Origin of the sequence: Halomonas colorata (assembly GCF_014897985.1) — a bacterium.
GTDB classification, from domain to species: Bacteria; Pseudomonadota; Gammaproteobacteria; order Pseudomonadales; family Halomonadaceae; genus Vreelandella; species Vreelandella colorata.
This window is the reverse complement of record NZ_JABUZA010000050.1, coordinates 16,766-30,190: the sequence shown is the minus strand read 5'-3', so window position 1 is coordinate 30,190 and position 13,425 is coordinate 16,766. Positions and strand designations below refer to the sequence as shown.

The 13,425-nt window shown below is 51.4% G+C and carries 11 protein-coding genes; 5 read left to right on the top strand and 6 right to left on the bottom strand.

The genetic code is table 11. The features are described from left to right. A partial coding sequence (locus tag INT33_RS21245; protein ID WP_226940266.1) for a hypothetical protein occupies positions 1–401 on the bottom strand: 401 nt, incomplete at its 3' end. 859 nt (positions 402–1,260) lie between these two features. Between INT33_RS21245 and INT33_RS18355 the strand changes: the two genes are divergently transcribed. Beyond that, positions 1,261–2,211, top strand: a complete 951-nt coding sequence (locus INT33_RS18355) for a DUF808 domain-containing protein (protein ID WP_192537605.1) — start codon at positions 1,261–1,263, stop codon at positions 2,209–2,211. 91 nt (positions 2,212–2,302) lie between these two features. Here the strand turns inward: INT33_RS18355 and INT33_RS18350 are convergent, their stop codons facing one another. After that, a complete protein-coding gene (locus tag INT33_RS18350) occupies positions 2,303–2,611 on the bottom strand; it encodes a hypothetical protein (protein WP_018917985.1) in 309 nt (102 codons plus the stop codon). Between the two features lie 331 nt (positions 2,612–2,942). On the opposite strand from INT33_RS18350, the gene INT33_RS18345 reads away from it, so the two are divergent. Together INT33_RS18345 and INT33_RS18340 are read left to right on the top strand one after the other, a co-directional pair. Further along, positions 2,943–3,764: a type IV toxin-antitoxin system AbiEi family antitoxin gene (locus INT33_RS18345; protein ID WP_192537604.1), complete on the top strand. Its 822-nt coding sequence runs from the start codon at positions 2,943–2,945 to the stop codon at positions 3,762–3,764. Then, positions 3,754–4,671, top strand: coding sequence for a nucleotidyl transferase AbiEii/AbiGii toxin family protein (locus INT33_RS18340; protein WP_192537603.1), 918 nt, complete (start codon positions 3,754–3,756; stop codon positions 4,669–4,671). The genes INT33_RS18345 and INT33_RS18340 overlap by 11 nt, the downstream gene beginning before the upstream one ends. Before the next feature lie 199 nt (positions 4,672–4,870). Here INT33_RS18340 and INT33_RS18335 read toward each other — a convergent pair whose 3' ends face one another. Then, a complete protein-coding gene (locus tag INT33_RS18335; RefSeq protein WP_192537602.1) occupies positions 4,871–5,500 on the bottom strand; it encodes a LysE family translocator in 630 nt (209 codons plus the stop codon). 397 nt (positions 5,501–5,897) lie between these two features. Here INT33_RS18335 and INT33_RS18330 point away from each other — a divergent pair, with 397 nt between their 5' ends. Continuing rightward, on the top strand, positions 5,898–6,881 hold the full coding sequence (locus INT33_RS18330; protein ID WP_192537615.1) for a DUF1852 domain-containing protein: 984 nt from the start codon (positions 5,898–5,900) through the stop codon (positions 6,879–6,881). A gap of 27 nt (positions 6,882–6,908) precedes the next feature. Next, complete coding sequence (locus INT33_RS18325) at positions 6,909–7,931, top strand: methionine synthase (RefSeq protein WP_192537601.1); 1,023 nt, start codon at positions 6,909–6,911, stop codon at positions 7,929–7,931. Between the two features lie 882 nt (positions 7,932–8,813). On the opposite strand, the gene INT33_RS18320 is transcribed toward INT33_RS18325, so the two are convergent. From INT33_RS18320 to INT33_RS18310, 3 genes are read right to left on the bottom strand one after another with little or no spacing between them, the layout of a single operon-like run. Continuing rightward, positions 8,814–9,662, bottom strand: coding sequence for a fumarylacetoacetate hydrolase family protein (locus INT33_RS18320; RefSeq protein WP_192537600.1), 849 nt, complete (start codon positions 9,660–9,662; stop codon positions 8,814–8,816). A 47-nt stretch (positions 9,663–9,709) separates the two neighbouring features. Continuing rightward, the gene (locus INT33_RS18315) at positions 9,710–12,337 is read right to left on the bottom strand and encodes a UxaA family hydrolase (protein WP_192537599.1); all 2,628 of its coding nucleotides are present in this window, start codon (positions 12,335–12,337) and stop codon (positions 9,710–9,712) included. A 30-nt stretch (positions 12,338–12,367) separates the two neighbouring features. Further along, positions 12,368–13,399 carry a 2-keto-3-deoxygluconate permease gene (locus INT33_RS18310; RefSeq protein WP_192537598.1) on the bottom strand — a complete coding sequence of 344 codons (1,032 nt, stop codon included), beginning with the start codon at positions 13,397–13,399 and terminating at the stop codon, positions 12,368–12,370. Positions 13,400–13,425 lie beyond the last annotated feature (26 nt).

The following is a 13,425-nucleotide window of genomic DNA, read 5'->3' as shown; positions in this document are numbered from 1 at the left end:
TCCATGGCAGCACTGAACCCTATGCAGTTGACGATGTTCGTATTATCGCTGAAGGCAGAGACTTTTTCAGAGCCTCCAGAAGAAACTAAAAGGAAATTTTTGTACTTTTTTTCTTTTCCAGATGGAATGTAGGCTCTAAACATGTGGTTAGAGAGTATTAATATAAATGATGGGATGGAGAAAAGTACAAACGCTACCATGCCAAATATTGTCCCGAACGCTATAAGATATACAAAAGAATTGTTTTCCGTCAGGGAGGCAATAAAAAGATCGGTACGCCCAATTAAGTGAAAATAAAAATATATAAAGATAAGATGTAAAACCACACCTAGAAGAGCTGAGAATTGCACTATTCCGCTCAAGTCTATTTTGATTCTTCTCAGCTGGACTTCTTTACACATGCCCGGATTCCACGTTATTTAAATGTTAGGGTAAAACTTGTCTGTTTTAGGCCACAGTGGTTGCGATGAGGTGGTACTTGGCTAAATACGTAGCTTACACTATTTTCAGTCTCTAAATATAGTGGATGAGAGTATAAGGTTTAAGGAATAAGCTGCTCGTAGATCATGTCTCCTTCCTTTTTTTGTTCACAAATAGTTTTTTTGTTATGTCAGTTTAAAATCCATGTTATTAACCCTCCGTATACTATGCAAGTTCCCCAGGTCGAGTAGAGGATAGAAGCAGAATTAGTAGCGAATATAGTTGGTATGAGATGTATTATCATCCCAATAAGATTTGTTAGAACTGAGGTGGCAGCTCGAGTCCTTCCAATCATGTGTGCTATCGGCAGGTTGTAATTCCACAGTCGAGGATTCTTATTAAGCACAATAAAGTCTCAGCGAAAATAAGATTATTTGGCGGCGGCCTACATTTAAGGAAGTGGTTTAGGCAGGCAGACGCAACAACAAGAAAGGAAAGTTGTTGCGGCTTAATAGTCTGACTTTTTCAAACCCATACGTTTGCTCTTCGGAATGTGCCTTTGGCCCTATTAGCGTATCAGACAGAAGGAGCATAAGGCCATTCGGATGCATTAGTGGGCGGTGGAGGTTTATAAGAAGTGTATTTTAGTCACTATGAGTGATCAAAGTGAGAGTAAATTAAACCTTCTGCTGATACTGGCTAGCGCAATGACTCCCATGCTTTGGCGATAAAAAACACTGGCGAGGCATTGTTTGCGCTGCCCTATGAGGCAAATGAGGCCATTCGCCAACCCGCTATGTGCTTTACTATCAGCAACTGTTATTCACGGAGTAAACATCCATGGCCATAGGCGGCTTGATAGGATTATTGGATGACATTGCCGCATTGGCGAAGTTATCCGCCGCATCATTGGACGATGTGAGTGCCGCCGCTGGGCGTGCGACGGCGAAGGCGGCCGGGGTGGTGGTGGATGATACGGCGGTAACACCGCAATATTTGCAGGGTGTGGCAGCGGAGCGTGAACTGGCGATTGTGAAGAAAATCGCGCTGGGTTCGATCCGCAACAAGCTGATTTTTATCCTACCGGCAGCGCTGCTGTTGAACCACTTTTTGCCCGCGCTATTGCCGATCATCCTGATGGTGGGCGGCAGCTACCTAGCCTTTGAGGGCGCTGAGAAGGTCTGGCACAAGCTTTCTGGCAAGCATGACGACGACAAGCCTGCGGTAGAGAAGGGGCCTGAAGCCGAGAAAAAGATCGTGAGTGGTGCCGTTCGCACCGACCTGATTCTGTCCGCCGAAATCATGGTGATCGCGCTTTCTACTGTTTCCCATCAGGGATTCTGGTCGCAGATGGTGAGCCTGGTGGTGGTTGCGTTTGTCATCACTGTTCTGGTGTATGGCGTGGTGGCGATGTTGGTCAGGATGGATGATTTCGGGCTGAAGCTCGCCCAGCGGGACAGTTCGGGCATGCAGAAACTGGGCCGTGGTCTGGTCACGGCCATGCCCAAGGTGCTAGCGACCATCGCAGTGGTGGGTACCATCGCCATGCTCTGGGTGGGAGGACATATCCTGATGGCCAACCTGGGGGCGGATGGCACGGGTTGGTTCAACGCCCCCTATGAATGGGTACATCATATTGAGCATAGGATTAGCGAGGCCACCGGTGCCTTGGGCGGCTTGCTGGGCTGGAGTTTCAATACGTTGTGCTCAGCGGTGATAGGCTTTTTGGTGGGCTCGGTGGTGGTGGGTGTACTGCACTTCATCCCTATCAAGAAGGCACATTCGGCATAGGTGCGGCCGCGACTTCATTTGCTCGACAATCCGCGCAGCGCCGGGCGCAATCACATGACTGCTTAACAGGTCGTGAACAGGTTCCAATGGATCAATAAGCGACGCGCTTGCAGTTGTCTTGATACAGCGGGGCATCGGTGCCGAGCGCCAGTCGCTTGGTGTTGCTGTTGTAGTAGAAACGATCGGATTCGGCGCCTGCAAGCGCATAGTCGCCGCACACCCCATAGCCCTTGTTGACAGTCGCCAGATTGGAGATTTTGGCCGGTGCTTGGCTCTCAAGACGCTCCGAAATCATCTCGGCGATGTGGGCATCACGCTGGGCCTCGGAATAGGCCTGGCCACCGAATATCAGGCCCGCAACGACGAAAATGGCGACGACGGGAATCCAAAGGTTATGCATAGCGTGTCCAATGAGAGAATGTAGAAGCGTATGATTTCAGCAGAAAACTATGTAGCGGGATAATAACTTTTTGCGCGTCCAATTTCATTGATTGACGAGTGCTTGATTGACACATAGATCACTATTCAGAGTTGCCCCTGTGTCATGTCCCAGGCTGCCGGTCGACGACGAGAGAGGCGTTGCGAAGGTGTCAGACTCTCTTTCAAACTCGTGACTCGTCTCGTCACTTTTTCTTCATAAAATTGATAATTTGTGTACTGTGAGTACACAAAATCTAATTATCTCGAAGAGAATGTGGCGGCTTCTTTAGTTAAATGCTACTTTGTGAACTATGAGTACACATAAAGAAGAAAAATTAAAGAGCGTTCTTGGGGCTACGGCTAAAGGGTTCATGGTCGACTCTGCTTGGCTCGAACGCCACGGTGTCAGCCGTTTTCTTGCCCGTAAGTATGTCAACGGCGGCTGGTTGGAACGTGTCCATCGCGGCGTCTTTCGCCGCCCAGTATCAAGTTCGAGTGTGCCAGACACGCTTGACTGGAAGAACTGCCTTCTCTCGCTTCAGTACCTGATGGGCTACGAGGTTCATGTGGGTGGCATCACCGCCTTAAGCCAACAGGGCTATGACCACTATCTGCGGCTCGGTAGTAACGCCCCTGTCTGGGTTTACGGTGAAAGCATACCGAACTGGTTGACCCAACTGTCATTGAATGTACCCATAGAAGCCCGCAGCACATCGCTATTTTCCGACCCGGCGCTCGGCCTGAAAAAGATCAATACGGACGTAACCGACACGTTGCCTTGGGAATGGGAACTGAAGATGTCAGCGCCCGAAAGGGCGATTATGGAGGCCATGAATGAATTGCCTGACCATGAAAGCTTTCACAATCTCGATATGGTGTTCGAGAGCCTGACGACCCTGCGCCCGAGGACGATATCGGCACTGCTGCATAGCTGCAAGAAGATCAAAGTTAAGCGCCTGTTCTTTGTCTTTGCGGATCGCCACGGCCACCCTTGGCGCAAGCGCCTCGACCCAGCAGAGTTCAACCTCGGCAGCGGCGATCGCGCGTTGGTCAAGGGTGGAAAAATACACCCCCGGTACCGCATCGTGGTGCCCGAAGAATTTATAAGAAGGGAGAGCCACGATGGCCCGTGAAACCTATGAAGCCCAAGTCAGGCTGCTTGTGCGTATTCTTCCCCATGTCGCCAAGGAAGAGGTGTTTGCACTAAAGGGCGGTACGGCGATTAATCTGTTCTATCGTGACTTGCCTCGCCTGTCAGTCGATATTGACCTGACCTACTTGCCGATTAAAGACCGAAGTGAAAGCCTTCTTGAGATCAATGATGCGATGGGCCGCATTGCGGCTTCCATCGAACGTGGTATTGCAGGCGCAAAAACACAACGCATACAAGGCGGCGGCGGCGGTGCTACCCGGCTTCTTGTCCGCTTAGATGGTGTGGAGGTAAAGCTTGAGACGTCACCTGTCACACGCGGCGTTGTTCACGACCCTGAAATGCGCTACGTCTCCGAAACCGTTGAGGATGAATTTGGCTACGCGGAAATGCAGATAGTCTCGTTTGAAGACTTGTTTGGCGGCAAGTTGCATGCAGCCGTAGATCGCCAGCATCCGCGCGATCTTTTTGATGTGGAGCTGCTCTATGATAATGAAGGCCTGACAGACGACCTATTTCGCACTTTTCTTATCTATATCGCGAGTTCATCGCGCCCCGCACATGAGCTTCTGAACCCGAATCTGATCGATCTAGACCAGCCTTATGCTCGAGAATTCGAGGGCATGACCAAGACTTCATTCAGTCTTGAAAAGCTTGTAGGTACTCGCAAACGACTGATTGCGGATATTCAGTCCCGCTTTGATGAAAGCACCAGAAGATTCTTGTTGAGTCTGCACGATGGCACTCCCGACTTCGCTGCCATTGACCGCCTTCAGGCGGCTGATTTACCTGCCGTGCGCTGGAAACTAATCAATCTGGAAAAGCTAAAATACGAGAATGCGGACAAGCATGCTGAGCAGCGAGACAGACTTGAAGCGCTGCTAGAGTAGCGGATCGGGTTAAAGTGACAAAACAGGTGAGTAAGGCCACCGCCACACGGGACATGGCCGAGCTGGTAGCAAAATGTTGCCTATATAAGCTGGGTGGTGGCGGGCGCAGCACGCGTTATGCGGTGCTGTTTGGGTGAAAGGCCTCCCTTGTCTATTGTGCAGTGGCTAATCAACACTCTTGATACGTGGACCTTATACCTTACGCGCGGCTACCGACCAGCCGAATACCCATGCCGATAAACAGCGTGCCACTGACACGACTGAACGCCACTTTCCATCGCTGGCTTTGGAAGTGATGTCCTAGCCGCCGCAACGCTAGCGCGTAGCTTGAGTGTACGCCGATCACGATCAGCGCGATGGTGAGGTACATGAGGGCGAATTGGCGGGTCAAGCCTGTCGTGTGATCAAGGAACTGCGGCAGAAAGGCGGATAGAAACAGTAGGGTCTTGGGATTACTGATAGAGACTAGAAACGCTTCCAGCCATAGAGAGGGGCGCCTTGATGTCACATCGCTGACCACCGGGCTGGCCGCCGGGTTGTTCTTGAAAGAAGCCATCCATTGGGCCACACCAAGATAGATAAGATAGGCCGCTCCGACGATTTTCAATACCGTGAACGCCACCGGTAGCGTGCTCAATAACGTACCCACCCCCAAGGCCACCAGCAGGATAGTGATCAATTGAGCTAGAAGGTTGCCACTTAGCGCGATTACCGTACCGGTTGCGCCATACCGAAGCGTATTACGAATGACCAGGAGCACATTAGGGCCCGGTGAGAGGGTAATCAAAAGGTAGGCAATGAAAAACGTCAGCCAAACGTGCAGAGACATAGGGTGTTTTTTCCTGGCAGGGCTCGCGTTTATTCGGATTTCTTGATTCTGCGCTGGACTGTAACGCTTATGCAAACAAAGGCTCATCCTTAGCAGAAAACTGGCTGGCGCCAGTTGCCTCTAGCACGGCGGCAGTCTGTGTATTCGCCTTAAGTGACTAATAAGCTATGTTTCCATCCTATTATGAATTTTTCTAAACTTCCCATGAAATAAGACCATTTTTATTCATCTTTGTGCTCCTGTATAAAATCCCCAGTACTCTTCGTTATAGAGCCTGCCAGCTTCTCATGAATAAGGCTGTCAGGCTTAAAAGCTGTAAAGCCGCCCGGTTTTTAAATATTGGGCCGTTCCGCAGAAGCGAAGAACCGGTTCGATTTTTACTATTGGAGGCGAGATGATGAATAACGACGTCGCATTTACTATCCAGCGTATCGGCTTCGATGAGAATTATCGTCCGTCGGACAATACGCGTATTACCACCAACTTCGCCAATCTAGCCCGGGGCGAGAGGCGGCGAGAAAACCTGCGTAATACGCTGGACATGATCAATAACCGCTTCAATGCGCTGGTGCATTGGGACAACCCGGAAGGGCGTCGTTACAGCGTCGAGCTCGATATCGTCTCCGTGAATATGGCGGTGGGTGCTGACGGCCAGGGCCAGCCGTTTCAAATCATCGAGATACTCAAACCCCGCTTTGTGGATACGCAAACGGGTCGGCGTATTGAAGGCATCGTGGGTAACAACTTTTCCTCCTACGTGCGCGATTACGATTTCAGCGTGCGGCTAACCGAGCACAATAAGCACCAGTCGAGCTTCAGCATCCCGGACGATTTTGGCGTGCTGCACGGCAACCTGTTCAAGAGCTTCGTGAACTCCTCGGTTTACCAAGAGCATTTTGACAAGCCCCCGGTCATCTGCTTGAGCGTTTCCGATAACAAGGTTTATCACCGCACCGATAATCGGCATCCCGTATTGGGCGTTGAGTATCAGCCGAACGAGTCGTCGCTGACCGAGCAGTACTTCAAGAAGATGGGGCTTGAGGTTCGCTACTTTATGCCTGCCAACAGTGCTGCCCCGCTGGCGTTTTATTTTTCCGGGGATCTGCTCAACGATTACACCAATCTTGAGCTTGCCGGCACCATCAGCACCATGGAGTCTTTTCAGAAGATTTACCGGCCCGAGATCTACAACGCCAATGCGGCAGCGGGCAATGTCTATCAGCCCGATCTGAAGAACCCGGATCATTCGCTGACCCAAATCGTCTACGACCGAGAAGAACGTAGCCAGTTGGCCGCCGAGCAGGGGAAATTTGCTGAAGAGCATTTCATCAAACCCTATCAGGCGATGCTTGAGCAGTGGTCTTCCAACGGCTCGCTTTAACTAATCAAATGCACGGGATGATGACTCATGAGTAAACGCTTACCCACCTCGACGGCGGGCAGCCTGCCCAAACCTTCCTGGCTTGCCGAGCCCGAAACCCTTTGGTCGCCCTGGAAACTTGAAGACGAGGCGTTGATTGAAGGTAAACAAGATGCGCTGCGCGTGTCGCTGCAGGAACAGCAGCAGGCCGGTATCGATATCGTCAGCGACGGCGAGCAAACGCGTCAACATTTCGTGACAACCTTTATCGAGCATCTTAGCGGCGTCGATTTTGAAAAGCGCAAAACCGTGAGAATTCGTAACCGCTACGATGCGAGCGTGCCGACGGTCGTGGATGCGGTCAACCGCCATAAGCCGGTCTTCGTCGAGGACGCCAAGTTCCTGCGCCGCCAGACCGACAAGCCCATCAAGTGGGCGCTACCGGGTCCGATGACCATGATCGACACGCTGTATGACGATCACTATAAAAGTCGTGAGAAGCTGGCGTGGGAATTCGCTAAAGCGCTCAATCAGGAAGCCAAGGAGCTAGAGGCGGCGGGAGTCGATATCATTCAGTTCGACGAACCTGCGTTCAACGTATTCTTCGACGAGGTGAATGATTGGGGAATCGCCGCCTTGGAAAGAGCCATTGAAGGGCTCAAATGCGAAACGGCTGTCCATATCTGTTATGGCTACGGCATTAAAGCCAATACGGATTGGAAAAAAACGCTGGGATCGGAGTGGAGGCAATATGAAGAAGTCTTCCCCCGGCTGCAAAAATCCAACATCGATATTGTTTCGTTGGAGTGCCAGAACTCCCACGTGCCCATCGAGCTGGTCGAACTTCTGCGCGGCAAGAAGGTGATGCTGGGTGCCATCGACGTCGCCACCAACACCATCGAGACGCCGGAAGAGGTCGCCGCAACACTTAGAAAGGCACTTCAATTCGTTGATGCCGATAAGCTTTACCCGTGCACCAACTGTGGCATGGCGCCGCTGTCTCGCTCGGTGGCCAGAGGCAAGCTCAGTGCCTTGAGTGCCGGGACGGAGATCGTTCGAAAAGAGCTTTAATTCCAGCGCTTAGCGCTATAGTGCAATTCCCTTTGTGGTCTGATTTTAGCGGCTGTTAGCCTATGAGCCGAATATAACCCGTAATCGGCTCATAAATTGATTCGAATAGGTTCGGTAATCGGCTCATCTGGCAGCAGCTTGGTATGCCCTCGGATTGTCAGAAGAACATTTGAATGCGATGGTTTGGGAGAGGCCGTTCTCGGAGATGGAGTCGTTTATCAACGCAGAGACCTTCGCACTGTGATGTACTTCACGCCCCGTTATCCTGAAAGCGTTGGGAGCGTATAAGCGACAACGGCAAGGTGAATTTTGGCGAGGCTTGGCAATGACTTGCCGCCTTTTCTGTAGCAGCCCCTGTGCTGTCTTAGTGCACCTTGACGTGGGAACCATCAATGAATAGCCGTTCAACATCAGGGTCCTACACAAGCGCACGGAAGATAGGTTGTAGCTCGTCATTCATGAGCATTAGCCATGCCAGGCTGGCAGTTAAGTGGTGTCGAGACCTCTATTCTGCGAGCTTTCCCTATGCTGTCATAACGTAAACAGGACCTTGTTTACCAGTTTGTATCACGCCAAGGTGGTGATTAAAATGTGGCGTTGGGGGTTATGATGAAAAAGCCGAGGCAGAGTCGTGGTGGGTTGGCTTCTTCAGCCTATGGGGAGCGACTGGGGAATAAAACAAGCGAAAGTCGCATCTGACTCTAAACCCAGTTGCTAAAGAGAATAGGACGACGTTACTTCGACAAGTCGTAACGGCCTATAAAGTTTATTGATCTAGCTTATAGGCCGTAACCGTTAGTTATTCAGACTTAAAGTCTTTTTATTGCATTGTTGGAAATGAATTGTCCTTCATGGTTCCATCATTTAGATAATACAGTGAGTCTAACGGCTCACCACTTGCTGCTGGATACTACCAATTCCTTCGATCGTACTAACAATGCAGCTGCCCGGTTGCAGAAATTCTTGCGGCTTGCGTGCGTACCCCACACCGGAAGGCGTTCCAGTAAACACTAGGTCGCCGGGGTTAAGGGTGACGATCTTACTTAAAATGGCGAGAATATCCGCCACTGGAAAGATCATTTGATTGAGTGTGCCAGCTTGCTTCACAACGCCATCTACCTCGCAGGTAATGGCAGCCTCGCCCATATTGGCCAGCTCATTGGGCGTTACAATGTATGGCCCCACGGGGGCAAATCCAGCGCACGACTTGGCGAGACCAAACTGCGGAGCGTCACCGATAAATTGAAGTTGTCTGTCTGAGAAGTCCTGACCTACGGCAAAGCCAGCCACATACTCCATTGCGTTCTCTCGAGTCACGTTGGATGCTCGCTGGCCGATAATTGCCACGAGCTCCACTTCCCAATCTATATGGCTATCTTCCGGTACAGATACTGTGCCATTAGGGTTAGCAATACTGCTAGCCCACTTGGGAAAAACGGGCGGAAACTCATGGTTAATGCCAATGCCCGTTTCTTTTGAGTGCTCATCATAGTTAAGGCCAATCGCAAAGACCTGACTAGGCCGGGGCGAGACGGCCTCAAGTTCGGATTCATTCCACTCAAACGTAATGCTTGGGGTATGCGAAGCAGCCCACTGACTGAAGGCCTCCCACTGAGTAAACAGATCCGGCATAGTGGGACCAAACTGGCCGTTACTTTCATCAGCGATATTACACGCTAAGTGTTGATCAAGAATAAGACAGGCATTGCCTTGAATATTAGCAACTTTCATTGAAGTCCTCGTCAATAGATATTATCGGCCACGTGAAATGACCATGGTTACAGGGAGACGCCGAAGCGCCCTCGAGAGATTTGGAAGCCCACGTTAGGCGCCGCCTGACGCAGGGGAGTGTAGTCACCAGCCAGTGTGTCGATGATTTGTTCAGTCAAAACTTCAGCACTCTCTTCCTCTGGCGTCACGAGACAGCCATCGAAGTGTTTATCCTGCCCCGTAGGTGAAAGTTGAAGTGTGGGAATGAACCGGTGAGGCTGATATGGGTAGTTAGTGGGCACTGTGATCAAGCAACGGCAGCCGGTTGCTCCCAGGCCAGTCGCTATTTCAAGCCAATCCGATGTACTGCAATCCATTACCTGCAGCCCTGCATGGGTCGACTGCTGAGAATAAGCCAGTGTGGGCCGAGCATGATAGATAGCTAGCCTGTCACAAAAAGCCGCCTCTTTAAGCAACGGGTCGTTCGCCGCCAGCACCACGCCCACCCCTTTCGAGAGGAGCCGATGCGTGAGATCCGCCAACCGTTGTAAAGCGTCATGGCCTATGCCGGGGCTGGTCGTTAGGCCAACATGGAGAGGCAATTGCGGCCATTCAGTCGATGGGGACGGCTTAGAGATGGACTTTTCAACATGCTGGCTAACAGCCGAAATGCCCCCTTCAAGCTGAATACTCGCCCAGTCAAACTGGCCAGGAGCAATGCCACGATCATTAAGCGCCGACTGAAAGTAGTCGTTGTGTGTTTTCTCACAGCCATGCTCAAGGAAGACGCAACGCTTGACGAGCGGATGAGTGGCGTAGCCAATCATCGTATCCCGAAAGATCTCTTCAGACTGACCGCCTGATACGCCGCACCCCTCTGTGTGGGGTAAGGCGATAGCCTTCTCCCGAGTTGGTTGATGACCGCCTTGGTTGATATGGGCTGCGATCTGTTCGGCGACTTGCCCAGAGCAAAGGCTGGTCGGTAGCACCAATGAGCACATGGGAGCCCCTTTGGAACGCGTGCGCACCAGAGTATCGTCCCGATCAGCAACCAGCAGTGGTACACCGCTAAATCGTTGTTCTGACTCCGTAACGGTCGGTATCAGTTGAGTCGCATTGGGGAAGAAGGCATTACGCCAGATTTGAGTTTGGTACTGTCCTGTATGTTCTCCTTTCGAGCGGATCCCCGATGCTGTCTCAAGAAGTAGTTGGCGTAGGCGTTCACTGGCGAGTTCCAGGCTCTCTCCTTCAAGCACTTGCCCCGCGTCGAAATCCATATCCGATTCAAGCAACTGAAAGCGTTCGTGGGTGGTCACGATTTTAAGCGTGGGCACAAAGGGAAAATTGGTAATGGAGCCGTTCCCCGTCGTGAACAGTACCAAGTTAGCGCCTGCTGCCACTTGGCCAGCAATACTCTCCAGGTCATTACCTGGGCTATCCATAAAGTAGTAACCTGGGCGTCGCATTGGTTGTGCGTAATCAATCACATAATCGAGATACGTCTGAGGATCCTTTTTGCGCGCTGCACCAATTGATTTCAGCGTAATGTTATACAGGCCTCGATAAATATTACCGCCTGACACATTCCCTTCCGCTGTGTGTCCATGAGCGGTGGCATAGTCTTTAAAACGCTGTTGAACCGTTAAAAAGCGCTCAAAGGTTTTCCTGCTCGCGGTTTTTTGTAGGACATACTGCTCCGCCCCGATCAACTCATCCGTTTCGGCAAGGTTGGCACTTCCTCCTCGCCGGATTAACTCATGGACGGCTTTGCCCAATACTTGATTAGCTGTTACACCTGAAAACGCATCAGAGCCCCCACACTGCAGCCCCAGTTTTAGGCCGGAAACAGGAGCAGGCTGTCGCTCAAACGACGCCACCTGAGGAATCAGCAGCTCGCACTCACTGACAAGAGAGTCGAAGAAGCCATCATCATCTGCCATCTGATAGCTAACCCGATATTCAGCCTCGGGCAAGGCAAGATGAGAGAGCTGTTCCGCAATTTCATCATTGGTTAACCAAGAGCCATGCTCGTTGACCAGAATGGCGGCACCACTGTTTGGATTGGTTGCAAACCCTGCCAGCGTACGCAGCAGCAGGTCACGATTATTAGGTACATCCAGGCCACCACCCTCGGTGTGAACCACGGGAACCACACCATCGAAGTTACCGTATGCAGGCCACTTCGCCTGGAGACGCTCTGCTGCCTCCAGCACCGCACTACGAGACCGTGAAGTTGCCCCAATAATCACCAGATAGTTGCGTGTTCCCCAACCGCGGCTTTCGCCGCGATAGAAACCTTGGAACGTCAAACCATCCACGATATCAGCAACGTTATTGCCAAAGCTGGGGGCTTCGGGAAGTGTGCGTTCGACAATAGTGTCCTTATCCTCGAAATTGACCTTAAGCTGTTCGTCGTAATCCTCCGGCTGACGCGCCCTTAAGACCTCACGCATCTTGGCATTGCAGAGATAATCACCGAATGCAATATCCTCGATGGCGGTGCCAAATGAGAGGCCCCAAGACAGTAGCGCCTCGCCCTTCAGGATGGGGCTGATACAAATTCGGTGGCCTTGGGGCACCGGGTATTTGAGAGTAACCGTGTTGTCGTCAAGCTCTAGAGTCTCTCCTGCCTCTAGTCGTCTCGTGGCGATACCCGCGTTATCGCCTTCGGCAGGGAGTAAATATTGCAGTGCCATAAGCTTACCTCGTAGTCTTAAAGCCGACGTTCATGACTGTTGTTCGATGACGGCAGGCGTACCATTGAGTTCTGGATCATCGTATTCATTCAGTGGATCAATTCCCCGACGTAACTGCCATCGATGAACCAGAACCGTTAACAGGGGGGTCAGTATGGCAGTGGTCACAACGGCCCCAGCAATCTGCGCTGTCGCCACCTCCATGATCGCCTGGTAAGCCGGGTCGGCCGCCGCCACGACGGCAGGTGTTGCCACGGCGTTGCCAGCCGTCGAGGATTCTGCAATGCCCGAGATTAAGTTACGTTGTTTTGGTGGGCGCCGACGCAGCACCTGAACCACCCATAGAAACAGCATGGCGCAACCACCCGAGATCGTTACCACTAAAGCACCTAGCAGTACTCCAGAGGAACCAGCCTCGATCAGTGTGCGGAAATCAATCCCGGTGCCCAGGGGAAAGGCAAAGAAAGGAATTAGCAGTTGCTCTCCCTGCTTAAGGAAACTTCTCAGTTTTAAATCGAGGTTTCCCAATACAAAACCAATCAAAATAGGAGTGATGACGGCGACAACCGCCAGTAGTGGTATTTGTGCTAAGCCTGCGGCGCCTAATACGACCAATGTAAGAAATGGACCGTCATTGATCGCGATAACAGCGATAGAGCCGCGGTCAGTCTTGTTGCCAAACTCTGTGGTAAGCGCAAGAAACAGTCCACCATTAGAGTTTGTCATTGCCGCAATAATAGCTAATGGCGTCAGCCCCAATAGCATGCCACCTGGGATCAGAAAACCTACCGAAAGTCCAATAATCACGCCAGCAAAGAGCTTGCCCAGCATGATAGCGCCGCCTTTTTCGGCAACAGCACCAGTGGCCTTAATGGGTAGTTGAGCCCCCATACACACTAGGAACACCCCAATAACGGCCATAGCGCCATCGCGGAACAGCGCCTGTGTAAAGCCACCAATTTCTAATATCCCAGGGGCAAACGTGTTGACGAATGCTCCCAAAAGTAGAGGGATGACCATTAGGCCACCGGGTACTTTTTCAATCGTATCTAGTATTCTCATTGTTGTTATCTCCTTCAAGGAAGTGA